The sequence below is a fragment of the Thioalkalivibrio sp. ALE19 genome, assembly GCF_000428605.1.
Lineage (GTDB): Bacteria > Pseudomonadota > Gammaproteobacteria > Ectothiorhodospirales > Ectothiorhodospiraceae > Thioalkalivibrio.
The window spans coordinates 137,812-163,373 of sequence record NZ_AUAG01000002.1 but is presented as its reverse complement, the minus strand read 5'-3'; the positions used below and the strand labels follow the sequence as shown (position 1 = coordinate 163,373).

Here is a 25,562-nt window from a genome sequence, read left to right as displayed (position 1 = left end):
CCATTGTACCCGAGTTGCGGAGGGCGACGGGGATGTTCAGGATCATGGGCATGGCCAATGTGATCCGGTTCCTCATCCTGCTCGCGACGGGTTACGCCGTGCTGGTGGCGACCGTCTATCTGACCCAGGACCGCCTGATTTACATGCCCTCGCGCGACGTGACCTCCACGCCCGCGGATGCCGGGCTGGACTTCGAGGAGGTGTGGCTGGAGCCGGAGGCGGACGTGCGCCTGCACGGCTGGTATCTGCCGGGGCCGGAGGAGGATGCCCCGGTGCTGCTGTTCTTCCATGGCAATGCGGGCAACATCGGGCATCGCCTGCATTCGCTGCAGCGGTTCCACGAGGTGGGGCTCGCGGTGCTGATCATCGATTATCGCGGCTACGGCCGTTCCTCGGGCCGGCCGGATGCGCCGGGGCTGCACGCCGACGCCGAGGCCGCCTGGGACTATCTGCGCGAGGAACGCGGCTACGCGACGGAGGACATCGTGGTGTTCGGCCGCTCGCTGGGGGCGGCGGTGGCGGCGCGCCTGGCGGCGGAGCGCGAACCCGGTGCGGTGATCCTGGAGTCCGCGTTCACTTCGGCGGCGGATCTGGGGGCGGAGATCTACCCGTTCCTGCCGGTACGCTGGCTGATCCGCCATCCGTATCCGGTCCTCGAACATGTCCGGCGCCTGGAAGCACCGCTGCTGCTGGTGCATGCGCGCGAGGACGAGATCGTGCCCTTCGAGCATGCGCGCCGCCTGCAGGCGGCGGCCCCGGGCACCCCGCCGATCCTGGGCCTGTGCGGCGGCCACAACGACGGCTTCCTGCGGTCCGGGTCGCTTTACACCCGCGGGTTGCAGGATTTCCTCGCCGCGGCCGGCCTGCTGCGTGGCGGAACGCCCTGAGGTCGCGCCGGGTCCATCACGATTCACCACTACTTGCTGCACGGGAGAAAGCCATGAAAGCACTGCTGATCGATGCCGAAAAACAGTCCATCGAACCGATCGAGATCGGCGGACGGGAAGACCTGCCCGGACTGATCGGATACGAAACCCTCGAGGCGGATACGATCGGCCCCGAAGGCGACACCCTGTTCTTCGACGAGGAATGTTTCCTGCGCGGAACCGCCGGTCGCTTCCAGATTGACAGCATCATTCCGGTGTCCGGCCGGGGCGTGGTGGTCGGTTCCTCCGATGGCGGCACGACTCTGCAGGATGTCGTCTCCGACGTGGACAGCCTCAGCGCGCGTCTGAAGTACCTGTAGACCGTTCCCGGGTCTCCACCTGCACCTCGCCGTGCAGGGTGCGGTGTACCGGACAGCGATCGGCGATCTGCAGCATGCGTTCGCGCTGTTTCGCATCCAGGTCGCCCTCGATGGTGATCTCGCGGGTGATGCGGTCGACCGGGCCGTTCTCGCCCTTGAGTTTCTCGTGCTGCAGATGCACCCGGACGCGTTCCAGCGGCAGCTGCTTGTGCGCGGCGTACATGCGCAGGGTCATGCTGGTGCAGGCCCCCAGCGACGCCAGCAGTAGCTCGTAGGGGTTCGGGCCGGTGCCATCGCCGCCGACGTCCGGCGGTTCGTCGGCCAGGAAGTGATGCGGGCCGATGCGGACGTCCTGCTGGTACTGGCCGTCGCCGGTCTCCTCGACCGTCACTGCGGTCCCGTCGCCGGGCGCATCCGCGTCCGCCGAATCCCCTCGTTCTTCGCCGATATAGCGTGTGCCCCAGGCGGCGACCAGTCCGGCCACGTATTCGGCGTCGGCCGGATTGAGCAGGGTGTGGTCGGCATCGTCCAGTGACACGAAGCTCTTTGGATGGCGCGCCGTCTCGAAGATGCGCCGCGCCGCGTCCACCGACACCACCGTGTCGCCCGGAGCGTGCAGGATCATCAGCGGCCGGTCGAGGTCGCGGATGCGTTCGGCCTGGGTCTGGCTGCGCAGGTCCTCGACGAACTCCCGCCGGATACGGAACGGGCGGCCGGCGAGGTTCACCGTCGCCTCGCCTTCGGTCTCGATGGTCTCTAGCGCCTCGCCGAAGTGGTCCAGCACGCTGTCGGCCTCGAACGGGGCGGCGATGGTGGCGACCGCGCGGCATTCTGGAATCCGACCGGCGACGCCCAGTACCGCCGCGCCGCCCAGGCTGTGGCCAACCAGCAGGGCGGGGGCGGCCTCTCGCCCGCGCAGGTAGTCGGCCGCGGCCAGCAGGTCCTCCAGATTGGAGGAGAAGCCGCTGTTGGCGAAGTCGCCCTCGCTGTCGCCCAGTCCGGTGAAATCGAACCTCAGCGTCGCGATCCCGGCCTCGGCCAGTCCGCGGGCAATCCGGTTGGCGGCGCGATTGTCCTTGCCACAGGTAAAGCAGTGGGCGAACAGGGCCCAGGCCCGGACGGGCCCGGTGGGGCGGTCGATTCGCCCGGCCAGCATCTGGCCCTGGTGGCCCGGAAATTCGACGCGTTCTCGGCGCATGTAGCGACCTCCTGTATCCGTGCCGGGATCGGCCCGGATGTCGGCCGGATCCCGGAAAACAAAAAACCCGCCGGAAGACGCTCCCGGCGGGTGGCCTGGCCCGCTCCGGGACACGGAGCGGGCAGCGGGGCAGGCCGGTTCTACGCCTTGCCGGCTGCTTCGGCTTCGGCCAGCCGGATCAGCTTCAGCTCGTGGAACAGCCCCATCAGCAGGCTGACCGACATGACCAGAAGCACGATCATGAACGGCAGACCCGTACTGACCGCGCCGGCCTGGAGGGCCGACAGGGCGGCGGCTCCGCCGACGGCCAGCAGCACGGCGGCGATCAGGCCCTCGACGGTGGCCCAGAACAGGCGCTGCGACTGCGGGGCGTCGGTCTTGCCGCCGGAGGTGATGCTGTCGATGACCAGCGAACCGGAGTCCGAGGAGGTCACGAAGAACACCAGCACCAGCACCACGGCCAGGAACGAGGTGAGCGCGGCCAGCGGCAGGTTCTGCAGCATCTGGAACAGCGCCAGCGAGGAGTCGGTGATGCCCTCGTCGGCCAGCGCGCCGATGCCGTCGCGCACCTGATCGATGCCGGTGCCGCCGAACACGCTCATCCAGATGACGGTGACCAGCGTGGGTACGATCAGCACGGCGGTGACGAACTGGCGCACCGTACGCCCGCGCGAGACGCGCGCGATGAACATGCCGACGAACGGCGACCAGGAGATCCACCACGCCCAGAAGAAGATGGTCCAGCTGTGGTAGAAGGTCTCGTCCTCGCGCCCGACCGGGTTGCTCAGCGGGATGATGTACTGGGCATAGGCCGAGAGCGTGGTGCCGGTGTTGGCGAGGAAGGCGATGAAGCCGCCGAAGATCATCACGAACAGCATGAGCAGCCCGGCGACGATCAGGTTGAGGTTGCTCAGCACCTTCACCCCGCCGTCGATGCCGCGCATGACCGAGAGCAGGGCGATCACGGTGATGCCGATGATCACCGCCAGCTGCGTGCCCAGTCCGCCGTCGATGCCGTCGAACAGGAAGTCCAGGCCGGAGGCCGCCTGCTGCGCCCCCAGACCCAGCGAGGTGGCGAGACCGAACAGCGTGGCGAGCACCGCCAGGGTGTCGATCACGTGGCCGAACGGGCCCCAGACGCGCTCGCCCAGAATCGGGTAGAACGCCGAACGGATGGTCAGCGGCAGCCCCTTGTTGTAGGCGAAGAAGGCCAGTGCCAGGCCGACGATGGCGTAGACCGCCCAGGGATGCAGGCCCCAGTGATACATGGTGGCGCCCAGCGCGGCTTGCTTGGAGGCCTCGGTGCCGCCTTCGATCCCCAGCGGGGTGCCGAACCATTCGGTGAAGTAGCCCACCGGTTCCGCCACGGCCCAGAACATCAGGCCGATACCCATGCCCGCGGCGAACAGCATGGAGAACCAGGACAGCAGCCCGAAGTCGGGTTTGGCGTCCTGGCCGCCGATACGGATGCGCCCGATCGGCAGGAGGATCAGGGCGAGGGCGAAGAGGACAAACAGGTTGCCGGCCGAGAGGAACAGCCAGTCGAAGGTCTCCTGAATCCACGTCTGGGTGGCACCCAGACTGTCATTGGCCTGGTCGGGAAACAGCAGGGCCCCGATCACGAACAGCAGGATCAGGCCGGCGCTGACCACGAAAACCGGGTTGTGCAGGTCCAGTCCGAGGGGATTGATGTTCTGCTCACCGATCTCGTGATCGGTGTCGTAGGCCTTTTCCAGCTCTTCTTTTTGTTTTTGCAGATCGTCTTGGTCGTTCACCCCGCTACCTCCCTTGTTTGGTGACCTCGGGATGATTGCACGGCCGCACCTTAAACCTCAATCCGTATGGCGTTTTGGGGGTCCGTTCGTGTTTCAGGCGGAGTCGCCGTGGCCAAAGGTACGGGCCACGTAGTCGATGTCCTTGTCGCCACGGCCGGAGAGATTGACCAGCACGGTGCTGCCGGGGTGGGCCTGCCCGTGCTGCACCGCCCAGGCCACCGCATGGGCGCTTTCCAGCGCGGGGATGATCCCCTCGGTGCGCGACAGGCGGTAGAAGGCGTCCAGGGCCGAATCGTCATCCACCGCGTGGTAGGCGGCCCGCCCGGTGGTCTTCAGATACGAGTGTTCGGGGCCGACGCCGGGGTAGTCCAGTCCGGAGGCGATCGAATGCACCGGGGCCGGGTTGCCCTCGTCGTCGCTCAGCAGCATGCACTTGAATCCGTGCAGCATCCCAGGCTTGCCGAAGGTCATGGTGGCGGAGTGCTGCCCGGGTTCGCTGCCGCGACCCAGTGGCTCCACACCGTTGAGCTGCACCTCGGGATCCTCGATGAACCCGGCGAACATGCCCATCGCGTTGGACCCGCCCCCCACGCAGGCGACCACCTGCTCCGGCAGCTGGCCGTCGGTCAGTTCCTGGTACTGCTCGCGCGCCTCGATCCCCACCACCGACTGGAAGTTGCGCACCATCATCGGGAACGGGTGCGGGCCGACCACCGAGCCGATCGCGAACAGGGCGTCGTCGGCCTGCGAGAGATAGGACTGGAACGCGGAGTCCACCGCTTCCTTGAGGCTGCGCCCGCCGAAGGACACCGGGACGACTCTGGCCCCCATCAGCTTCATGCGGGTGACGTTGGGCGCTTCCTTTTCGATGTCGATCTCGCCCATGTGGATCTCGCATTCCATGCCGAAGCAGGCCGCCGCGGTGGCCAGGGCGACGCCGTGCTGGCCGGCACCGGTCTCCGCGATCAGCTTTTTCTTGCCCATGTGCCGCGCGAGCAGGGCCTCGCCCATGCAGTGATTGAGCTTGTGCGCCCCGGAGTGGTTGAGGTCCTCGCGCTTGAGGTAGATATGCGCGCCGGCCTCGCGGCTGAGGTTGCGCGCGTAGTAGACCGGGGTGGGGCGGCCCTGGTAATGCCGGCGGATGTAGCGAAGTTCCTGCAGGAAGTCCGCCGACAGCGCCAGCTGACGCCAGGCGCGCTCGATCTCGGCGAAATGGGATTCGAGTTCCGGTGGCAGGAAGGCGCCGCCAAAATCACCGAAATAGCCTTCGGCATTCGGAAAGTCCTTGAGGTACGACATGGCAGTCTCGTGGCCGGGGGCGGCGCGGGCCGCCGTGGATCTCCGTGAGAGGGCCTATCATCGTGGTTGCCGCTCGTGCGGACAAGCGGGCGGGGAGGGCGCCCGGCCGGGCCGGGCGCCGGGGCCGGTTTACTGCAGCACGCTTTCGAGGATGCGTTCGTTGTCCTCGGTGGCTTCGGCCATGATCTCGGCGATGCTGCCGCCGAACACCCGCGCCACCAGACTGGTGTTCATGCGCGATACGATGACGGTACCGTCAGCGCGTTCGTAGACCGAGACGCGGCAGGGCATCATGGAGGTCACCAGATAGTTGTCTTCCTCGCTCAGGAGGTTCCCGGCGTGATCCGGCTGGCACAGTTCGAGGACCGTCACCGGGGCGACGTCGTATCCATGTTCGCCCACGGTGCCGCTCAGGTCGTGCTTGGTCGGGACCGCCCAGCCTTCGGCTTCGGCCGCGGTCTCGATGCGCTCGATGGTCTCGGCGTAGCCATACTGGCTTTCGTCCTCGACGATCATCAGTCCGGGCGCGGCGTTGTACGCATAGGCAAAGGCCAGGACGATACCGGCGATCAGGCCGATGATGGCCCCCAACAGGAAACGGTTCTGCATTGCTCTCTCTCCTCGCTGTTTTTGTCGTCAGCATTCCCACGATACGCCCGTCGGGCCTGAAAAGACCATGGCGAGTTCCCTGAAAGAGCATGCCGGTCCGCTGTTGCTGGGCGGGCTGGTAGTGCTCGGGATCGGGCTGGGCATCGGCGTCGGTGATCCGGAATGGATCCTGGAGACGGGGCGCCGGCTTACCGGCGATCCCTGGCGGCTCGCGGGGCTGGTGGTGCTGATGGCGATCCTGTTCACCTTCGCGCTGCCGGGCAGTCTGGTGGTGTGGCTGATTGCGCCGTTCGTGGCGCCATGGATCGCGGTCCCGTTGCTGGTGACCGGCAGTGTCGCGGGCGCGCTGGGCGGGTACTTGCTCGCGGGTCGTCTGGGTGCGGATCGCGGCCCGCTGCGGCACCATCCCTGGCTGGTGGAGGCCCTGCGTCGGCACGGCGACTTCCTGAATCTGATGGCGATGCGTACCTTCCCGGGGTTCCCGCATTCCGTCATCAATTATGCCGGGGGCATGCTGGGCCTGCCCCGCGCGACCTTCGTGCTGGCCACGACCCTGGGGCTGTGCGTGAAATGGGGTGTGTATTCCAGCGTGCTTTACGGGGCGGCGGAGGCCATTGAGGACGGCGACGCACTGCAGCCCTGGACCCTGGTGCCGCTGGGCGTGCTGGCGCTGCTGCTGGCGGTCGGGGGCTGGCTGCGGCAGCATTACCGTCGCTCGGGCGGGGCCTGACGGCACGGCTGCGCGGCCAGCGGATCTACGCACAAACCTGAGAGAGAACGAATGATATTCGGACGATCGCATGCGTTCTTCGCCACCGTGAATCCGGTGGTGTTCACCGCGTCATCCATCGTGGTGCTGACCTTCGTGCTGTTCGGGGTCATCTTCACCGAGACGGCCTCGCTGACCTTTGCCGCGATCCACGGGTTCATCACCGAGTATCTGGGCTGGATCTACATCCTGGCGGTGACCGTCTTCCTTGCCTTTCTGGTCTGGCTGGCGCTCAGTCCGTACGGGCGGATTCGCCTCGGGAATACCGAGGACCGCCCGGAGTTCAGCTTCATGGCCTGGTTCTCGCTGCTGTTCGGCGCGGGGATGGGGATCGGCCTGATCTTCTGGAGCGTGGCCGAGCCGATGCTGCACTACCAGAACCCGCCGTTCGGCGAAGGCGAGACCCAGGAAGCGGCCGGCGAAGCGATGGCCTTCACCTTCTTTCACTGGGGCCTGCATGCCTGGGCGGTGTACGTGGTGCTGGGCCTGTCGGTGGCGTATTTCTCGTTCCGCAAGGGCCTGCCGCTGACGATCCGCTCGATCTTCTATCCAATGCTGGGGGACCGGATCTACGGGCCGATCGGGCACGTGATCGACATCCTCGCGGTGTTCGGCACGCTGTTCGGGCTGGCGACCTCGCTGGGCTTCGGCGCGATGCAGCTGAACACCGGCCTCAACGTGCTGTTCGGCATGCCGGTGTCCGGCTGGTTCCAGGTGGGGATCATCGGGGCGATCACCTTCGTCGCGGTGATGGCCGTGATCTCCGGGCTGGACCGCGGGCTGAAATGGATGAGCCTGGCCAACCTGTGGCTGGCCACGGCACTGCTGCTGTTCGTGCTGCTCGCCGGCCCGACGCTGTTCATCATCCGCTTCTTCCTCGACTCCATCGGTGAGTATCTCAACCACATCGTGCAGCTGAGTCTGACCGCAGGCGCGATGCAGGAGGCCGAGTGGCAGAAGAGCTGGACCATCTTCTACTGGGCCTGGTGGATCGCCTGGTCGCCGTTCGTCGGGATCTTCATCGCGCGGGTCTCGCGCGGGCGCACCATCCGCGAGTTCATTGCCGGCGTGCTGCTGCTGCCGTCCCTTTTCGTGTTCGTGTGGCTGGCGGTGTTCGGCGGCACGGCGCTGCATTTCGAGCTGTTCGGAGACGGCGCGGGGATCGCGGCGGCGGTGGCCGAGGACACGACCATTGCGCTGTACGCCACGCTGGAGCAGCTGCCGCTGTTCCATCTGGCCTCGGGGCTGGCGACCATCCTGATCGCGACCTATTTCATCACCTCGTCGGGGTCCGGGACCCACGTGATCGACGCGCTGGTCTCGCGCGGGAGCACGCGCTCGCCCAAGCGTCAGCGGGTGATCTGGGGCATCACCGAGGGCGCGGTGGCGGCGACCCTGCTGATCGTGGGCGGCGAGATGGCCCTGGACGGGCTGCAGACCGGGGCGATCACCGCGGGACTGCCGGTGGCGATCATCCTGCTGTTCGCCTGCGTGAACCTGACCCGGGCACTGCAGGGCGAGACGGCCGCCCCGTACTGACGCGGCCTGATGCGTCGGCGGGTACGGGACAAGTCCCTGTTCCGGGTCTTGGGAAACACTGATCAATGTACACGCTCGCGCTCGAGTCGCTTTTGCGTGCGAACAAGGCGCGGCGACCGCCGTGCAGTCATTCTGCACAAGGGAGCCGCAACGCCGTGCGCGCGCCCGTTTTTGATCAACAACGGGCGGCCGAGCCCCTGCATTTAATAACTTGTGGGGGTTGGCACCCCGGGTTCCCCGATCCTGCGTTGCGGCCCTTGCCGGTAGAACCACTACCGGCTGCGTACCGCGCCTTGTCTCGGAAAACCCGGGGTGCCAACGCGAGCGTGTACATTGATCAGTGTTTCCCTTGGTTTCGGCGGTCGGCTGCGCCACACTGCGCGCATGTCGACCGCCGCTCCCCCTTCCCGTGCCGGCTCTGCCGGGCGCCCGCTGTCGCGCCTGGCGGTGCTGGTGGTGGACGATTTCGCCAACATGCGGGCGACCCTGCGCGAGATGCTGCTGACCTCCGGCTTCGAGGACATCGATCTCGCGCGCGATGGCGTGGATGCGCTGGACAAGCTGGAACGGCGTCGCTACGACATCGTGCTGTGCGACTACAACCTGGGCGACGGGCCGGACGGCCAGCAGGTACTGGACCGGGCCCGTGAACAGGGCTGGGTCGGGCCGGCCACGGTGTTCGTGATGGTCACCGCCGAGAACAGCAACGAGATGGTCATGGGGGCGCTGGAGAGCGGCCCCGATGCCTACCTGTCCAAGCCCTTCAACCGCGAACTGCTGGTGGTGCGGCTGCAGCGCGCCCTGCGGCGGCGGGATCCGCTGCGCGCGCTGGATCCGTACTGGCGTCGTGGCGAGTTCGCACAGGCGCGGGCCGAGGCCGAACGCATGCTGGAAGCCGGGGAGGGGCGTGCCGCCGACCTGCAGCGCCTGCGCAGCGATCTGGCCCTGGCCGAGGGCGAGCCGGGCGTGGCGGCCGAGGCCGCCCGTGCGGTGACGGGCGAGACCACGCCGCCCTGGGCCCAGGTGCGTCTGGGCGAGGTGGCCGAAGCCGAGGGGGACCTTGCGGCTGCCGAGGAGGCGTATCGAGCGGCCATTGCGGCGACGCCGTATTACATGCCGGCGCATGATCGGCTGGCGTTCGTGCTGGAACGCACCGGCCGCGAGCGCGAGGCGCTGGACGTGCTGGTCGCGGCGGCGGAACGCTCGCCCAAGTCGCTGGCGCGGCAGCGGGCGCTGGGGCGGCTGGCCCTGGCGCAGGGGGAATACGAGCGCGCCGCACGGGCCTGGCGCCATGCGATGGCCCTGGCGACCCAGATGCAGATACCGCATCCGGGTGACATGGCGTATCAACTGGAGGCATTGATCGCGCGCGGGGCGACCCGCGAGGCGCGGACCAAACTGCAGAGCCTGGAGAGTGATTACCGCGGTCATCCGGAAGTGCACTGGTGGGTCGTGGTGACGCGTCTGCGCCTGCTGCTGGCCGGTGTGGCGGTGGATCGCGCGGGGTTGCTCGGCCAGCTGGATGCGGCCATGGCAGCCGGATCACCGCCGCCGGCGCTGCGCGAGGTGCTGCCGGACCTGCTGGAGCAGGCAGGTGAGGGCGAACGCGCGCGGAGCCTGCGGACATCGAACGGCGGCCCGGGGGAGACATGAAGAGCATCGATTTCGGTACCGTCATTGCCATTTCCATCCACGACATGAAGAACTCGCTGGGGATGGCGATGAATTCGCTGGAGGCGCTGCGGGACCCGGAGACCGGCGAGTGCAACTGCGACGAGCAGACCATCGCGCGACTGCAGTACGAGGCCCATCGCGTGCACGACAGCCTGGTACAGATGCTCACGCTGTACCGCAACCAGCAGGGGCTCTACACCCCGCGTTTTCGCCCGCTGCTGGTGATCGAACTGCTGGAGGACTACTGGGCGTCCAGCAAGCCGCTGATGGATCACAGCGGGGTGACGGCCGAAATCGACTGCGACGAGGACCTGGAATGGGTGCTCGATCGGGAACTGGTGACGGCGGTGCTGGAGAACGTGGTGACCAACACCGTGCGTTACTGCAACGCTCGCATCCGTCTGTCGGCCGCGGTGCGCGATGGCGAGCTGTGGCTGCAGGTGGAAGACGACGGTCCCGGGTTCCCGGAGCCCATGCTGGGTTCGCGAACCACCGAGGATCAGGCGATGCTGGAGCGCGGCGCCGGGCGGACCGGACTGGGCCTGTATTTCTGCGCGATGATCGCCGAGCTGCACACGGCACCGGACGGGGCGCCGGGCTCGGTCCGGCTGTCGAATGATTCGGATCTCGGCGGGGGGCGCTTTACCCTGAGACTGCCGGCGCTGCCGCCGTCCGAAACCCTGTAGCGGCGGCGGTTTCGGGCGCCTTTGCGGGGCGCCGGGTAACCTGTTGTTTGACTGCCAAATCGAGAGAATCAATGCAAGCAGGATGGATTCGTCATGCCGGTCCGGCGTTGGCCGGGGCGCTGCTGGGGCTGGTGCTGGTGGCCTGCGGCGGGGAGACCACGGCACCGGTGACCCTGGATCAGCTGAGCAGCTCCGCAGCGGAGTTTGACGGCGAGATGGTGGAGGTGACCGGTCGCGTCCAGTCCTTCGATGATCCGCGGCATTACTGGATCGAGGATCATCCGCGCAACCGTGTTGCGATTTCGCCGGATGCGGCGGTCGCCGACCGCGTGGGCGAGGAAGTGCGCCTGGTCGGCCGGTTTTCGTATGATCCCGAGAGTGGCCGTTCGCTCGAAGTGAATGCGGAGGCGACGGCCGCCGCCAACGCCAGCCACTGACAACGCCATCCACTGACCAACGAGCGGACGACGCACATGAGCGAATGGATCGACGTGGGGCCGGAAGGCTCGATTGAACCCGGAGACCACCGGCTGCTCGAGGCCGGAGATACCGAAGTGGCGGTGTTCAACGTGGATGGCCGCTACTTTGCCCTCGAGAACCTCTGTTCGCACGAAGAATTCCCCATCGCGGGCGGCACGATCGACGACGACTGCATCACCTGCCCGCTGCACGACGCGGAATTCGACCTGCACACCGGCGAGGCACTCACGCCGCCGGCCGAGGACCCCATTCCGACATTTCCGGTGCGGGTGCAGGACGGGATGATCCAGGTCGGCAGTCAGCCGATCGGCGGCGACGCTTGAACCGGTCCGATCGCGCGCCCCGGGTGCGGCGATGACCGCCGATGGCGACTGGCAGGGCCTCGCGGGGCTGTCGGCGACTCAGCGCGAGGAGCTGGCGGCCGGCATCGTCCCGCGGGTGGTCGATCATCTTGAAGCCTGCCTGAACACCACGCTGGAACAATGGGAGCAGGGGGCGACCTGGCGCGAGGAGCAGGGCGAAGCACTGGAGTGGGCAGCGCAGCTGCGGGCCTATGCCACGCCCATCCTGCAGGAGTTCCGCGACGCCCTGGCGGGTGATCTGCGCAATCCCGAGTACCCGCCGCACTACGATTTTTCGGGCATCGCCTTTGCGGGCGGAGATTCCGGCCTGCACATCCTCGATGACTACCAGTCGAGCCGGCGTTCGTTGCGCCACCAGCTCGAGGGCTCGGTGCGCGAGAACAATCGGTATTCGTATTTCATGCTGGTCCAGGCGGCGCGCGAGGACCGGCGCTTCGAACATCCCAACTGGGCGCCGTGGTCGCCGCTGCACTGGTACGAGCGACTGATCGAGGCGGCGGAACGGTATTTCGGGCGCACCGCGCTGACTCTCGACCTGATGCAGGGCTATCTGCGCTGTCTGCGCGATTCCGGTGCGCCGATGATGGCGTTTGTGGTGGAAACGGTGGATGCCTGCGGCCTGGTGACCGAGGAGCCCGAAGCCGGCACCGCGGCTGGCGGCGCGCGCGAGCGGGAAAGCTCGGCAAGCTGGCAGGCCTATCCGGCTGCCGCTGCGAGCCGTTCCGAAGTGCGGCCGCCGGACGCCGATCTCGGTCCGCTGTCCGCCCGGGGCGGGCCGGAGATGCCGTCAGCGGAGGATGCCCCCGAGGCCTGGGCCCGCTGGGCCGCGGAGCTGGCCCGGGCCACCGGCAGTGGCCCGCGCTCGTCCGGAGCGGGGGGTGCGCCCGCAGGTGCCGGACCGGACGGGGATGCCGGTGCGGGGGACGCTTCCGGGAATGCCCCGGCCGCGGCGGAGCAGGCCCGCAGTCAGGAAGATCTGACGCCGTTCATTCTCGACCTGCTGCAGGGGATGTTCGACCACATCTTCCGCCAGGTCGGTTTCAATCCGCGCGTGCGGGCCGAAATCGCCGACATGCAGTTCGCGCTGGCGCGGGTCGTGATCCGTGATCTGTCGTTCTTCCGGGATCGCTCCCATCCGCTGCGGCTGTGGATCGGCAGCGTGATCAACACCGGGATCCGTGTGAGTCCGGAGGCGGACGATGCCGAAGGAGACGGTGGCGAAGAAGGCGTGAACGCCTATCTGCAACGCATCCGCGACTCGGTCGAGCGCCTGCGTCACGAGGCGGACAGCATGGACCGGGAGGGTGCGCGCGCGCTGCTGGAGGACTGGCTGGCCGCGATCGAGGAGGAAGACGCGCGCTGGCACCGGCGCCAGGAGTCGCGCACGGAGACCTTCGAGGCCGAGGAACGCGCGGCGCGCGCACGGCGTTCGCTGACCGTCTGCGTGCTGGAGACCGGGGCCTCCCTGCCGCAAACGGCGGCGGATTCCGTGGAGGCGGCCTGGGAAGACCTGCTGGCGGCGGACGGCGGCGAGGACGAGGAGGTGAGCCGGGCGATCCGCGGCGTGGTGGAAGCGATCTGTCGCGGAGCGACGCCGGCGGAGATCCAGCCGCGGGTGGCAGAGCTCAAGGCGGCGGGCGAGCAGGCCGGTGTCGAGGCGGAAAGGCTGCGCCGGGTCGTCGAGCAGCTGGGCCGGGCGCATCTTGCGCGCATGCGGGCCACGGCGGACGCCGAGGCGTTCGACCCGCAAGAGCGGATCCGCCATCGGCGGCATCTGCGCTACGAGGACGACGATCCCGAACTGGTCACCGATCTGGACGATGCCTGGGTGTTCGAGGCCAGTCGCGCCCGGGTGGGAGACTGGTACGAGATGGTCGACCGCACCACCGGTGAGGCGCGGCGCATGGCGCTGGTATGGCGGGGGGAGGCCACGCGGCGGTTCCTGTTCGTGTCGCTTGACGGGGTGAGTGCGCGACGGCACAGCCTGCAGGGTGTGGCACAGGAGCTGCGCGAGGGCCGGATGCGGATCCTGCCGCAGGATAACCCGCTGGACGCAATGATCCGATGAAGGGGTCGTAAAACCGGCCGTGCGGGGCGGCCCCGCACGGCACAACCGGGTAACCGGCGGGTCAGTCGACCGGCGGCATGTATTCGTAGCGCCGGTGGTCTTCCTCTTCGGGCATGGGTACGCCGGCGGCTTCGAGGGCCTCGGTCAGGTCCTCGCAGTCGTCCAGCTCGTCGGCCCGGTTGCGCAGGGTGTACAGCGCATCCGAGGCTTCGGCGACGGGCATGCGGATAACGATTTCGCCGTTTTCGGCCTTGACCAGATTCATGATCATTCCTCCCGTTTGAGTCGCTGGTTCAGTCCTCGATCGAGGGCTGGCGCGGCGCATGTTCGTCGAATGCGTGCGGCGGCTGGCGGAACTCGTTGTCCAGCTCGTACACGCCCTGCTGCAGAACCGAAGACAGCGCGCGGGCGCCGTTGCGGACCTCGCCATTCAGTTCCGTCAGGTTTTCGGTGATGCTTTTGGCCGTTTTCTTGTCCAGCGTCAGCGTGACGATGCCGTTCTCGTTCTTGACGTCCATGGGCGGCTCCTTTTGCGGATGGTCGCGCGTTGGTGACTTGATCCAGGTCAATACTGTGACAGGATTGGGGGCGTAAAATTCTCAAGGGCGTATGCCGTTCCCGTGAAGCCCCTGATTCGAGCGTAGACCATGCGTCCGAGCCGGGGGGCTTGTCGAGGGGGAAGCTTCCATTCTTCAACCGGCCGCAGAGCCGGGGTTTTCACACAGGGGATCCCGTTACGTGTCTTGTCTTCCAGCCGGTGTCCGGTGTTGATGTTTTCCCGTCCTCCGGTGTTTCGGCTCAGCCCGGCCGCACTGATCGCGCTCGGCTATCTCGTGGCGGGCTCCCTGTGGGTCGCGCTGTCCGACATGCTCTTCATGTGGAGCTTCGGGATCGAGGCGAGCCTGACCCGGGTCAGTCTGCTGAAGGGCCTGGGGTTCGTCTGGGTGAGTGGCGGACTGCTGTACCTGGCCATGCGGACATTCGGGGTCCGTCGGGGCGCGCGGACGCGTAACGGCGGCGGTCTGACACTGCTGCGCGGTCGCCAGCCCTGGGTCTGGGTCGCCCTCGCGGTGGCGGTCGCCGGTTCGGTCGGTGGTGTCGCCTTCGGCACGTTCCATATCGCTCAGGCCACCGCGGATCAGCAGGTGCGCGAAGAATTGCGGGCCACTGCCTTTCTCAAGGGCGGGCTGGTGGATCGGTGGATGGCGGAGCGCGCCGGAGATGCTCGAATCCTGGCGGATGCGCGCGGTTTCACCGCGTTTGTCCGCTCGTTGCAGCGCCACGACTCCGAGGTCGCGCGCACCACGCTGGAGAACCGCCTGCAGGCGATCCGGACGGCCTACGGTTATCGCTCCGTGGCGATCCTGGGGGCGGAGGAACACGCGGAACTGCTGGTTGCGGGGGATGAGTCCTTCCAGCGGGCCGCGGCCAGAGCGGCCCGCGTGGAAGCGATGCAGAGCGGAGTCGTCAGCCGGGCGCACGTGGACGCCGTGGACGACGCAGGGACGACCCGGCTGCACTGGGCCGCGCCTTTGCATCATCCCGGCGATCGCAACTCGGAACCGCTGGCGGTGGTGCTGTTTTCCGCCGATCTGGATCGCCTGGCTCCGCTGCTCGGGGCCGCCATCGACCTGGAAGACGGGGATGCGGCCACCTGGCTGGTCAGTCATCCGTCCGACCGCGCGCCGGTGGTGATGCGGCTGGACGGTGAGTCCGCCCGGCGCGTGGAACCCCCGGCGGAGTTTGCGCAGCTGGAAAGCCGCCTGCTGCGCAGCGGTTCCGGCGAGGCGGTGCAGATCGGATCGCTGGGCGAGGAGGATAATGGTCGTCTGGCGGCGGTGCGTGGCCTCGAGCTCGATGACTGGTCGGTAGTGGTCAAGCGGGATCGCGCGCCCCTGGTGGCCGGGGCGCATCGGCAGGCGGCATGGACCGGCGGAGCCCTGTTGCTGGTCTGGTTGCTGATGGCCGGCGCCGGGGCGCTGGTGGGGCGTCAGCAATGGCTTCAGCGCAACCTGCGGCTGATGCAGTCGCATTCGGAACAGGACCGCCTGTTGCGGGTGTTCTTCGACATGCCGTTCGTGGGCATGGCGGTGTCAGGGCCGGGTGGTCAGGGCTGGGAGCGCGTCAACGACTGCCTGGGCGACATGCTGGGTTACCGGCCGGAAGAACTGGCGAAGCTCGACTGGGACCGCCTTGCGCACCCCGAGGACCGTTCCCTGGGTGCCGATCTGGATCGCGAGATGCGTGAAGGCCGGCGCGACGGCTATGACGTGGAAAAGCGCCTGCTGCGGGCGGATGGCAGCGTGATGGTGGCGCACCTCTCCCTGAAGTGTACTCGCCACGCGGACGGCAGCCTGGACCGCGTTGTGGTCACGGTGGAGGACATCACCCGGCGCCGGGAGGAGGAGGAACGCCGGCGCCTGGCGTCGGTGGTGTTCGAGAATACCCGCGAGGGCGTCGTGATCACCGACAGTACGGCGCACATCCTGTCGGTGAACCGCGCGTTCACCGAGCTGATGGGCTATACCCAGGACGAAGTGATCGGGCGCACGCCGAAGATGTTCCAGTCCGGCCGGCATGACCGCACCTTCTACCAGAACATGTTCCGCCAGCTGGAGCTCTACGGACACTGGCAGGGGGAGATCTGGAACCGGCGCAAGAACGGCGAGGTGTTCCCCGAGCTGCAGAGCATCACGGCGGTGCACGACCCGCAGGGCCGGCTCACGCATTACGTGTCGGTGTTCGCCGATATCTCGCGGATCAAGGCCTCGGAGGAGGAGCTGGACTACCTGGCGCATCATGATCCGCTGACCGAGCTGCCCAACCGTCGCCTGCTGCTGGCACGTCTGGGCCATGGCATCTCGCTGATGCGGCGGCGCAACGGGGTGCTGGCGCTGCTGATCGTGGATCTCGACCGCTTCAAGGACGTCAATGACAGCCACGGCCACGCCGCCGGCGATGCCCTGCTGCGCAGCGCGGCCATCCGGCTGCAGCGCGAGCGCCGCGGAACCGATACCGTGGCGCGGCTGGCCGGGGACGAATTCGCGGTGGTGGTGGAGAATCTGGCCCACCCGGACGACGCCGGCATGATTGCCGAATCCATGATCCGCCACCTGGCCGAGCCCTGTGACCTGGGCAACGGAGTCGAGGTCGAGGTGGTGGCGACCGTCGGGATCGCGCTGTTCCCGGATCACGGGGCCGGTTCCGAGGCGCTGCTGCAGCAGGCGGGCACCGCGCTGTCGCGCGCCAAGGAAGAGGGGCGCGGGTCGTATCGTTACTACTCGGACGCCTATACCGAGGCGGCGCGCGAGCGCATCGATCTCAGCTCGCGTCTGCGCCGCGCGATGGAGCATGACCACCTGGAGGTCCATTACCAGCCGCAGTACGAGATCGCGACGGGGCGCCTGATCGGGGCCGAGGCCCTGCTGCGCTGGAACGATCCGGTGCTGGGGCGCGTGTCGCCCGGTCGTTTCATCCCGGTCGCGGAGAAGACCGGCCTGATCGTGGAGCTGGGCACCTGGGTCCTGCAGGAGGTGATCCGGCAGGGACGGGCCTGGCTGGACGCGGGTTATCCTCCGATCCGGCTGGCGGTGAATGTGTCTGCGCTGCAGTTCCGACGGATGGCGCTGGATGAACAGGTCGCCGCCACCCTGGACGAGCACGGACTGCCGCCGGAATGCCTGGAGCTGGAGATCACCGAGTCCGCGCTGATGGCGGATGCCGAGCGGGCCCGTCGCATTCTGGAATCGCTGCGGGGGCGGGGCGTGCATTTCGCCGTGGATGACTTCGGCACGGGCTATTCCTCGCTGTCGCAGCTGAAGAGCTTTGCGGTGGACACCCTCAAGATCGACAAGAGCTTCGTCGACGGCATCGCCGGAGTGGTGCACGAGGATGACGTGCATGACCAGTCGATCACCACCGCGATCGTGGCGATGGCGCACGGGCTGGGGCTGACCGTGGTGGCCGAGGGCGTGGAGACCGCCGAACAGCTGGAGGCGCTGTGTGCGCTGAGCTGCGATTTTTATCAGGGCTACTTTGCCAGCCGGCCGCTACCGGTGGCGGAATTCGAGCGCGACGTTCTGACCACCTCCGAACAGGGGGGGTGAGGCGCGCCGGGAATTGGTACACTTCGCGGCTTGTTGGGCCGGCCCGGCACCGGGCACAGGGGAGAGCAGAACCGATGGAAACCGATCCGGAGCGGAAACCGCATCCTGTCCTCAAGGACTATTACGGGGACGAAAGCAACAAGCGCGCATTCGTCGACGACCTGTTCGACCGCACCGCGCCCTACTACGACCGGATCCTGCGGTTCGGTTTTCTGGGTACGGGGCAGGCGTATCGCCGCTACTCGCTCAAGCAGTCCGGTCTGCAGCCGGACATGGAGGTCCTGGATGTGGCGACCGGGACCGGGCCGGTGGCCGAAGAGATCCGCAAGATCACCGGCGATGAGCGCATCACCTGCGTGGATCCGTCGCGCGGGATGATCGATGTGGCGCGGGGCAAGCTGAATTCGCGCTTCATCCAGGGGCTGGCCGAGGATCTGCCGGTCGCCAGCGAGCAGTTCGACCGCGTGTACATGGGCTACGGTCTGCGTCACGTGCGGGATCTGCGCGAGGCGTTTGCGGAGTACTTTCGCGCGCTCAAGCCCGGCGGGCGCTGCATGATCCTCGAGGTCTCGCGTCCGCGGACGAAGCGGCAGATGGTCATGGCCCGTTTCTACTTCCGCGATTTCATCCCGTTTCTCAGCCGTGTGCTGACACGTGATCCGGACGGGCATACTCTGATGCGGTATTTCTGGGAAACCATTGACCAGTGCGTGCCCCCGGAGGAGATCATGGAGACGCTGGAATCGGTGGGCTTCGAGGACGTCCACCGTGAAGTGCAGCTGGGGGTCTTCTCCGCCTACATGGCCACGCGTCCGGCCTGATACCGCGTGGCCCTGGCCCGACTGAAGCTGCGCGTCTCCCCCGGTGCCCGCGAGGATGCGGTGGTGGGCTGGATGGGCGACGCCCTCAAACTGCGAGTCCGGGCCGCGCCGGAAAAGGGGCGCGCCAACCGGGCCGTCGAACGCCTGCTGGCGGCCGAACTGGGGCTGCCGGCGGATTCGGTGCGGGTGGTGAGCGGCCAGACCGGCCGCGACAAGACTGTGGAGGTCGAGGGCCGGGGCGAGGCCGCACTGCGCGAACATTTCGCTGGCTGACAAGGATTACTGATGGAACGCCTGACGCTGACCCGTCCCGACGACTGGCACCTGCATCTGCGCGACGGGGACATCCTCGCCTCGGTGCTGCCGGACACCGTGCGGCGCTTTCGCCGGGCGATCGTGATGCCGAACCTCAAGCCCCCGGTGACCTCGGTGGATGCGGCGGCCGCGTACCGCGACCGCATCCTCGCGGCACTCCCGGACGAGGCCGACTTCGAGCCGCTGATGACGCTCTATCTGACCGAGGAGACCACGCCCGGGATGATCGATGCGGCGCGGCAATCCGGCTTTGTCCATGCGGTGAAGCTGTACCCGGCGGGGGCCACCACGCATTCCGCCAGCGGGGTCACCGACATCCGCCGTTGCTACCCGGTGTTCGAGGCGATGGAGCGGGCCGGGCTGCCGCTGCTGATCCACGGCGAGGTCACCGACCCGGACGTGGACATCTTTGACCGCGAGGCGGTGTTCATCGAACGGCACCTGCAGGGCCTGGTGCGCGACTTCCCCGGGCTGCGCATCGTGCTGGAACACGTGACGACCGAGGCGGCGGTGTCCTTCGTGGAATCCGCGCCGAATAACGTGGGCGCGACCATCACCCCGCAGCACCTGCTGTACAACCGCAATGCGCTGTTTGCCGGCGGCATGCGGCCGCATCATTTCTGCCTGCCGATCCTCAAACGCGAGCGTCACCGGGAAGCATTGGTGCGGGCGGCGACCAGCGGGCACCCGCGTTTCTTCCTCGGGACCGATTCCGCACCGCATCCGCGCCACGCCAAGGAGTCGGCCTGCGGTTGCGCGGGCATCTATTCCGCGCATGCGGCCATCGAGCTGTACGCCGAGGCCTTCGCGGCGGCCGGCGCGCTGGACCGCCTGGAGGGCTTCGCCAGTCATCATGGTGCCGATTTCTACGGCATGCCGCGCAACACCGGCACCATCACCCTGGAGCGCGCGGAATGGACGGTGCCCGAGGCGGTCCTGTTCGGACACGATCCGGGTGTACCCCTGCGGGCGGGCGAGACCATCGCCTGGCGGGTGGCGGAGTGAAGTCCGCACCGCCCCCGGTTTGAACCACGGGGCGGTTGGCGCGGTCTCTCCGACCAGAACCTTTCAATGCGTTTTCGCAAGGAGTCAACGTGCGGGACAGTGTGACCGAACCTGAAGTGCAGCGCGGAACCCTCTGGTTCTGGCTGCTGATCAGCCTGGGGGTGGCCGCGGCCATCATCGGGCTTGGCGTGCAGCTGGAGCCGGCGGGTGCGGCCATCCTGCGCGCCCCGCTGGAGTCGCCCGCGGCCGGTGCCCTGGGCTTCGGCCTGATGATGATCTGGGCCGCCTATGCCTACGCCCTGTCGGCCGGCAAGGCCGCGGGCTCTCAGGAGATGGGGCTGGTGGTACTCAACCTGGGCCTGCCGCTGGGCCTGATTGCCCTGTGGACCTGGGAGATCAACGCCCTGTCGTTCTTCGTGGCCGTGGGCTGGGCGATCAGCCTGGGCGGCATGGGCATCCGGCTGTTCCGGCGTGAACCACTGGCCGGCGTGATGATGCTGCCGATCTTCGGGGTGAGCCTGACGGCCATCCTGCTGTCGCTGACGCTGTGGATGCTGCCGGTCGCCCAGCAGGGCGGTGCCGTCTGACGCCATGTTGCTGAACGAGGCGCAGATCGAGGCGCAGCTGGCCGATGCCGCGCGGCGCGGGGAGTTTGATGATCTGCCCGGGGCCGGGCGGCCGCTGGAGCTGGATGACAACCGCGACGTGCCGGAAGACATGCGCATGGCGTTTCGCATCATGAAGAACGCCGGCTACGTGCCGGAAGAGGTCCGGCTGCGCGGCGAGATCGCCTCGGTGGAGGCCCTGCTGCGCGAGGCCGAGGACCCCGAGGGCCGGGAACGCCATTCGCGCCGTCTGCGTGTGCTGCTGGACCGACTGGCGCGCGAGCGCGGGCGCACCGGTGGCGATGCCGGGCTGGCCACCGAGTCCGGGTATTTCCGGGCCCTGTGCGCAAGGCTCGATGGCGAGTGAGCCACCGCGCGGCCGGGGTAGCGCCAGCCGGCCGGCCGCCCGCTATGAACCCCTGCAGCGCGAACCCGTGGACGACGGCTGGGTCGGGGACGACGAAGCCGCCCCGGCGCTGCGCACCGAAGTGACCCCGGAGACGCCGCGCAGCCTGCTGGTGCGCAACGACTCGCCGGATGTTCCGTTCACCCTGTCCATCAACCCCTATCGGGGCTGCGAACATGGCTGCGCCTACTGTTTCGCGCGGCCGGCGCATGCCTATGTGGGGCTGTCGCCCGGACTGGACTTCGAGAGCCGGCTGTACGTGAAGACCGGCGCGGCGGTCGTGCTGCGGCGCGAACTGGGCGCGCGCAACTACCGGCCGTCGCCGGTCGCGCTGGGCATCAACACCGATGCCTACCAGCCGGTGGAGCGCGAATGGCGGGTCACCCGCGAGCTGCTGGAGGTGCTGGCGGAGACCGGCCATCCGGTGTCCATCGTCACCAAGTCGGCGCTGGTGGAACGCGATCTCGACCTGCTGGGGCCGATGGGCCGCGCCGGGCTGGCACAGGTGGCGGTGTCGCTGACTACTCTGGACCGGGGTCTGTCCCGTCGCCTGGAACCGCGTGCCGCGGCGCCGCAGCGGCGCCTGGAGACCATTCGGCGACTGACCGCGGCCGGGGTTCCGGTCAGCGTGCTGGTGGCGCCGCTGATTCCGGTGCTCACGGATGGCGAGACCGAGGCCCTGCTGGAGGCGGCGGCCGCGGCCGGCGCGGTGTCGGCCGACTACGTACTGCTGCGCCTGCCGCGCGAGGTGGCGGGGCTGTTCGAGGAGTGGCTGCGGACCCACGAACCGCTGAAGGCGGAGCACGTACTGGCCCGCCTGCGCGAAGCGCACGGCGGGCGGGTCTACGATTCCAGCTTTGGCCAGCGCATGCGGGGCTCCGGGGCGTGGGCCGATCTGCTGGGACAGCGCTTTGCCCTCGCGCGGCGCCGCCACGGGCTGGACCGCTGGTCCGGGCAGCTCGATTGCTCGCAGTTTCGCCCCCCGGCGCCTGCGCGGCCGGCCGACGACCGGCAGCTGGACCTGTTCTGAGCCGCTCCCCCGGTGCCGGGGCGTGGTCGGGCCGGCGGGTCGCTTCTGCCGCGCGCTTCTTCGCGCTACAGTGGCCCGGAGAGGGAGGGTCCCATGGGCGTACGCGTACATTCGAATTCCGGTGAGGATGCCGGCTGGTGGGGTCCGGTGGAGCTGCCGCCCGGGACCACCGGGCACTGGGCGATCGGGCCGCTGGACCTGTGGCTGAAACGCTGCGCCGATGAGTGGGACCTGTGGCTGGCGCGCGAGCGGGATCCGGAGGAAAGCGGTTTCCGGCGCGAGATCCCGGCGCGCGAGCCGGTGCCCGAGAAACCGGCGGAGCAGCGGCGGTTTGCCGGCACCCCCGGCGGGGCGACGGCCACGCTGGCCGTGGCCCTGGCCGACCGGCCGGTGGTCAGTCGTCCGGAGGCGCCGTTCCATGTGCCCGCGGGCGGCGAGGTCACCCTGTATGTGAGCACGCCCGCCTGGGTGCAGCTGCGGCTGGGAGAGACCCGGCTCCACGAGTTCCCCGCGTATCCCGCCTCCGATACCTGGTTCGGCCCGAACACGGTGGAGGGCGAGCTGTGCTATGCCAGCCGCACCCAGGCGCGCATGACCCTCGAAGACGTGCCCGAGCGCGCCCATCGCGTGCTGACGCCGCTGACGGTGCACAATGCCGCCCGCGACACCCTGCTGCTGGAGCGCATCAAGCTGCCGGTGCCGCGCCTGCCGGTGTATGCGGACGCGCGCGGCCGCCTGTGGACTTCGGCGGTGCGGGTACAGCACGAGCCCGAACGGGACCTGGCCGAGGTCAAGCTGGGCGAGGGTCCGCCGGCCGAGTCGCCCCGCGCGCGGCGGGTGGCCGAACCGCGTGAATCGGGTGGCAGCCGCTTCAGCCTGCGCGCGTTCAGCGCACTGTTCCAGTAGGGGGGCGAGATGGAAGAGGGTTCCTGGATCGCGCGCAGTGTGGAGCTGATGACCGCCGACGCGGTGCTCGCCTGGGTCCGCGCGGCGATCTATCTGGGGGTGGGGCTGCTGCTCGCGCGGGTGGTGTCGCGCACCCTGATCCGGGTCGCGGGGCGCCATCTGGACGCCCAGCAGGCGATGCTGGTGCGACGCATCGGTTTCTACCTGGTGCTGGTGCTGGCCGGGGTATCGGCCCTGCGCGAGCTGGGCTTCGACCTGACCGTGCTGCTGGGGGCCGCGGGCATCCTGACGGTGGCCATCGGCTTTGCCTCGCAGACCTCCGCCTCCAACCTGATCTCGGGCCTGTTCCTGATCGGCGAGCGCCCGTTCGCGGTGGGCGACGTGGTCCGGGTGGGCGACGTGACCGGCGAGGTGCTGTCAATCGACATGCTGTCGGTCAAGCTGCGCACCTTCGAGAACCTGATGGTGCGGGTACCCAACGAGACCCTGGTGAAATCGCAGCTGACCAACCTCACGCGCTTTCCGATCCGGCGCCTGGACATGCAGATCGGCGTCGCCTATCACGCCGACATCGTGCGGGTGCGCGAGATCCTGACGGACGTGGCCGATCGCGAACCGCTGTGTCTGGAGGAGCCGCGCCCGCTGTTCATCTTCCTCGAATTCGGTGACTCGGCACTGAAACTGCAGTTCTCGGTCTGGGCGAAGCGGGAAAACTTCCTCGACCTGCGCAATCGCATGCACATCGCGGTGAAAAAGGCCTTCGACGAGGCCGGCATCGAGATCCCGTTCCCGCAGCGCACCCTGGGTTCGCTGACCGGCGCCCCCTTCCCGGTGCGTGTGGTCTCCGGAGACGAGCCGGCGCCCGGGCCCGAGGTCCCGCCGGTGGACAATACCCCCGGTAATCGCTGACCGGCGGCCTACGGGCGCAGATCGAGCCACACCGGGTCGTGGTCGGAAGCGCGCCAGGGGCCGTCGGCCGGATGGGCGCCGTCGAAGCCGAGGAACACGGGTTCGTCGGCGTTCACCGGCCAGGTGTCGGCGGCCACGACCCGCGCGGCCAGCGCCTCCGGGCCGAGCAGGTAATCCAGCTGCCCCGAGCGGCCGCGGAACACGTAGGTGTGGATGGTCTCCGGATCCGTGGCCACCAGGTCCTGCTTGCCGGCCGCGCGCAGGGCGGCCAGCGGGTCTTCGGCGGCGTAGCTGTTGAGATCGCCGGCGATGATCACCGGCGGGTCGTCCGGTCTGGCCTCGCGCTGCCGGGCGATCCACTCCGCCAGGCGCTCGGCCTGCTCGGTGCGGCGCTGGTTCCAGCAGCCCTGACCGCGGTCGATGTCTCCGTGCTCCGGACAGCCGGTCTTGGCCTTGAAGTGCACGGCCACCACGCCGAAGGGCTCGCCGCCGTCGCGTGAACGGAACCAGCCCAGCAGCGGCGGGCGATGGTGGACCGCATCCCCGTCGGCCGCGGTGTCCAGCAGTTCTACCCGCTCGCGGTCGTAGAGCAGGCCGACCTGGATGGCGTCGGACCCGCTGTCGGGGTGGGCGGCCTTGCGCATGTTTGTGCGCTCGTCCAGGGCATCCACCCGCTCGCGCAGCTCGCGGCCGGCGGCGGGGCGGTTCTCCAGCTCCACGAATGCGAGGACGTCCATCGCCAGGCCCGCGAGCTGGGCGTCCAGCTTGGCGGTCTGGCGTTCGCGTTCGGCGGGATCCTGCGCGCCGCGCTCGCCCAGGGTGACGAAGTCGTTCTCCAGGTTCGCGGTCGCGATGCGCAGGGTGTCGTCGCCGGGCTCGGGCGGCGGATCGGGGCGTTCCCCGTCCTCCCATTGCGGCGGATCCACCGGATGCACGCGGTGGGCATCGAAGGCGTGGGTCAGGATGCCGGTCAGGCCCCCCACCCGACTGCCGACGCGGCGGGTGCCGTGGTCGTCCAGATACGGCACCGGGTCGGGTCGGGCGCGGTAGCTGCCGTCGTCCAGCACGATGCGGCGGTCCGCGTCGCCGTCGCCGGCATCCGGATCACCGAAGGCCCCGGTCTGGCCCGGGTGGCGCAGGCGCCCGCCGGCGGCAAGGTCGAGGCTGCCGTAGCGCGCCAGTTCGCGATTGGCGGTGACCGTCAGGGTCTGGTCGAAACGCACGCGCACGTCTTCCAGGGCCTCCAGCCGATCGGCGTCTTCCGGCAGGCGCAGGGTCACGGCCTGCGGGGGTTCGCCGCGCCGGCAGCGCTCCAGTGCCTGCACTTGGGACAGCTGCGGGCGGCCGTGGTGGCGGCCGAAACGGGCATGGACCTGTACCCGGTCGCCGGGTGCCAGGTCGGTGTCCGCGTGGTCCGGGGCGTACACGAACAGCCCGGTGGGCGGGTCGGTCGCATCGTCCTGCAGATAGAACCCGCCCAGCGCGTCCTCGCCGTGGAACACGCCGCTGACCGTGCCCTCGGCGACCACGGGTTGATCCTCGTCCACCGCGCCGGCGCGCAGCTCGTCGAGGGCCATGCGTTCGTCGGCCGGTGGGGCGGGACAGTCGGCGGCGGCCGCCCCCGGCAGGACCGGGGCCAGCAGCAGGATCAGGGCGGCGGTGGTGGCGCGAGGGTTCCGCACGGCGCGCGGGGTGTGGCGGGTCGGTGCATGCATGGTTTCTTCCCTGGCGGGCGTGTGACGGCGCCCGGCGAT

The 25,562-nt window shown here is 68.5% G+C and carries 25 protein-coding genes; 18 read left to right on the top strand and 7 right to left on the bottom strand.

Features of this window, described 5'->3' with window-relative positions; genetic code table 11:
* Positions 1-50 precede the first annotated feature (50 nt).
* Together F787_RS0101970 and F787_RS0101965 are read left to right on the top strand one after the other, a co-directional pair.
* Complete coding sequence (locus F787_RS0101970; RefSeq protein WP_019021945.1) at positions 51-887, top strand: alpha/beta hydrolase; 837 nt, start codon at positions 51-53, stop codon at positions 885-887.
* A gap of 53 nt (positions 888-940) precedes the next feature.
* Positions 941-1,246: a hypothetical protein gene (locus F787_RS0101965; RefSeq protein WP_019590289.1), complete on the top strand. Its 306-nt coding sequence runs from the start codon at positions 941-943 to the stop codon at positions 1,244-1,246.
* On the opposite strand, the gene F787_RS0101960 is transcribed toward F787_RS0101965, so the two are convergent.
* The 4 genes from F787_RS0101960 to F787_RS0101945 form a co-directional block, all read right to left on the bottom strand.
* Entirely contained in the window at positions 1,221-2,444 is a 1,224-nt protein-coding gene (locus F787_RS0101960) for a bifunctional alpha/beta hydrolase/OsmC family protein (RefSeq protein ID WP_019591308.1), read from the bottom strand. The genes F787_RS0101965 and F787_RS0101960 overlap by 26 nt on opposite strands.
* A gap of 140 nt (positions 2,445-2,584) precedes the next feature.
* Positions 2,585-4,219, bottom strand: coding sequence for a BCCT family transporter (locus F787_RS0101955; RefSeq protein ID WP_028491161.1), 1,635 nt, complete (start codon positions 4,217-4,219; stop codon positions 2,585-2,587).
* 93 nt (positions 4,220-4,312) lie between these two features.
* Positions 4,313-5,518, bottom strand: a complete 1,206-nt coding sequence (gene trpB / locus F787_RS0101950) for a tryptophan synthase subunit beta (protein ID WP_028491160.1) — start codon at positions 5,516-5,518, stop codon at positions 4,313-4,315.
* 129 nt (positions 5,519-5,647) lie between these two features.
* Complete coding sequence (locus tag F787_RS0101945) at positions 5,648-6,127, bottom strand: DUF302 domain-containing protein (protein WP_028491159.1); 480 nt, start codon at positions 6,125-6,127, stop codon at positions 5,648-5,650.
* Positions 6,128-6,194: 67 nt separating this feature from the next.
* Between F787_RS0101945 and F787_RS0101940 the strand changes: the two genes are divergently transcribed.
* The 7 genes from F787_RS0101940 to F787_RS0101910 all read left to right on the top strand — a co-directional run bounded on the left by F787_RS0101940 (position 6,195) and on the right by F787_RS0101910 (position 13,705).
* Positions 6,195-6,857: a TVP38/TMEM64 family protein gene (locus F787_RS0101940; protein WP_028491158.1), complete on the top strand. Its 663-nt coding sequence runs from the start codon at positions 6,195-6,197 to the stop codon at positions 6,855-6,857.
* Between the two features lie 51 nt (positions 6,858-6,908).
* Positions 6,909-8,435 carry a BCCT family transporter gene (locus F787_RS0101935; RefSeq protein ID WP_028491157.1) on the top strand — a complete coding sequence of 509 codons (1,527 nt, stop codon included), beginning with the start codon at positions 6,909-6,911 and terminating at the stop codon, positions 8,433-8,435.
* Between the two features lie 384 nt (positions 8,436-8,819).
* Positions 8,820-10,088: a tetratricopeptide repeat-containing response regulator gene (locus tag F787_RS0101930; protein ID WP_028491156.1), complete on the top strand. Its 1,269-nt coding sequence runs from the start codon at positions 8,820-8,822 to the stop codon at positions 10,086-10,088.
* Complete coding sequence (locus F787_RS0101925) at positions 10,085-10,795, top strand: sensor histidine kinase KdpD (RefSeq protein ID WP_028491155.1); 711 nt, start codon at positions 10,085-10,087, stop codon at positions 10,793-10,795. Before F787_RS0101930 ends, F787_RS0101925 begins: the two co-directional genes overlap by 4 nt.
* A 107-nt stretch (positions 10,796-10,902) precedes the next feature.
* Positions 10,903-11,232 (top strand): hypothetical protein, encoded by a 330-nt coding sequence (locus F787_RS0101920; RefSeq protein ID WP_018870763.1) that lies wholly within the window; start codon positions 10,903-10,905, stop codon positions 11,230-11,232.
* A gap of 36 nt (positions 11,233-11,268) precedes the next feature.
* A complete protein-coding gene (locus F787_RS0101915) occupies positions 11,269-11,598 on the top strand; it encodes a non-heme iron oxygenase ferredoxin subunit (protein WP_018870764.1) in 330 nt (109 codons plus the stop codon).
* Positions 11,599-11,629: 31 nt separating this feature from the next.
* Complete coding sequence (locus tag F787_RS0101910) at positions 11,630-13,705, top strand: DUF1631 family protein (protein WP_028491154.1); 2,076 nt, start codon at positions 11,630-11,632, stop codon at positions 13,703-13,705.
* Positions 13,706-13,766: 61 nt separating this feature from the next.
* Here F787_RS0101910 and F787_RS0101905 read toward each other — a convergent pair whose 3' ends face one another.
* Together F787_RS0101905 and F787_RS0101900 are read right to left on the bottom strand one after the other, a co-directional pair.
* A complete protein-coding gene (locus tag F787_RS0101905; RefSeq protein WP_026300836.1) occupies positions 13,767-13,970 on the bottom strand; it encodes a hypothetical protein in 204 nt (67 codons plus the stop codon).
* Positions 13,971-13,998: 28 nt separating this feature from the next.
* Positions 13,999-14,223 carry a hypothetical protein gene (locus F787_RS0101900; protein WP_018870767.1) on the bottom strand — a complete coding sequence of 75 codons (225 nt, stop codon included), beginning with the start codon at positions 14,221-14,223 and terminating at the stop codon, positions 13,999-14,001.
* Between the two features lie 252 nt (positions 14,224-14,475).
* Between F787_RS0101900 and F787_RS0101895 the strand changes: the two genes are divergently transcribed.
* The 9 genes from F787_RS0101895 (at position 14,476) to F787_RS0101855 (ending at position 23,808) form a co-directional block, all read left to right on the top strand.
* Positions 14,476-17,811, top strand: coding sequence for a bifunctional diguanylate cyclase/phosphodiesterase (locus F787_RS0101895; protein ID WP_028491153.1), 3,336 nt, complete (start codon positions 14,476-14,478; stop codon positions 17,809-17,811).
* A 74-nt stretch (positions 17,812-17,885) separates the two neighbouring features.
* Positions 17,886-18,632: a class I SAM-dependent methyltransferase gene (locus tag F787_RS0101890; protein WP_018870769.1), complete on the top strand. Its 747-nt coding sequence runs from the start codon at positions 17,886-17,888 to the stop codon at positions 18,630-18,632.
* A gap of 6 nt (positions 18,633-18,638) precedes the next feature.
* A complete protein-coding gene (locus F787_RS0101885) occupies positions 18,639-18,905 on the top strand; it encodes a DUF167 domain-containing protein (RefSeq protein WP_028491152.1) in 267 nt (88 codons plus the stop codon).
* A 12-nt stretch (positions 18,906-18,917) separates the two neighbouring features.
* Entirely contained in the window at positions 18,918-19,952 is a 1,035-nt protein-coding gene (gene pyrC, locus F787_RS0101880) for a dihydroorotase (RefSeq protein WP_028491151.1), read from the top strand.
* 101 nt (positions 19,953-20,053) lie between these two features.
* A complete protein-coding gene (locus tag F787_RS0101875; RefSeq protein ID WP_026279570.1) occupies positions 20,054-20,539 on the top strand; it encodes a hypothetical protein in 486 nt (161 codons plus the stop codon).
* A 4-nt stretch (positions 20,540-20,543) separates the two neighbouring features.
* Positions 20,544-20,924 (top strand): DUF1992 domain-containing protein, encoded by a 381-nt coding sequence (locus F787_RS0101870; RefSeq protein WP_028491150.1) that lies wholly within the window; start codon positions 20,544-20,546, stop codon positions 20,922-20,924.
* Positions 20,914-21,993: a PA0069 family radical SAM protein gene (locus tag F787_RS0101865; protein ID WP_028491149.1), complete on the top strand. Its 1,080-nt coding sequence runs from the start codon at positions 20,914-20,916 to the stop codon at positions 21,991-21,993. Before F787_RS0101870 ends, F787_RS0101865 begins: the two co-directional genes overlap by 11 nt.
* A 93-nt stretch (positions 21,994-22,086) precedes the next feature.
* Complete coding sequence (locus F787_RS0101860; RefSeq protein ID WP_028491148.1) at positions 22,087-22,899, top strand: hypothetical protein; 813 nt, start codon at positions 22,087-22,089, stop codon at positions 22,897-22,899.
* A 9-nt stretch (positions 22,900-22,908) separates the two neighbouring features.
* Positions 22,909-23,808: a mechanosensitive ion channel family protein gene (locus tag F787_RS0101855; RefSeq protein WP_028491147.1), complete on the top strand. Its 900-nt coding sequence runs from the start codon at positions 22,909-22,911 to the stop codon at positions 23,806-23,808.
* An 8-nt stretch (positions 23,809-23,816) separates the two neighbouring features.
* Here the strand turns inward: F787_RS0101855 and F787_RS0101850 are convergent, their stop codons facing one another.
* Positions 23,817-25,523 carry an ExeM/NucH family extracellular endonuclease gene (locus F787_RS0101850; protein WP_042805568.1) on the bottom strand — a complete coding sequence of 569 codons (1,707 nt, stop codon included), beginning with the start codon at positions 25,521-25,523 and terminating at the stop codon, positions 23,817-23,819.
* Positions 25,524-25,562 lie beyond the last annotated feature (39 nt).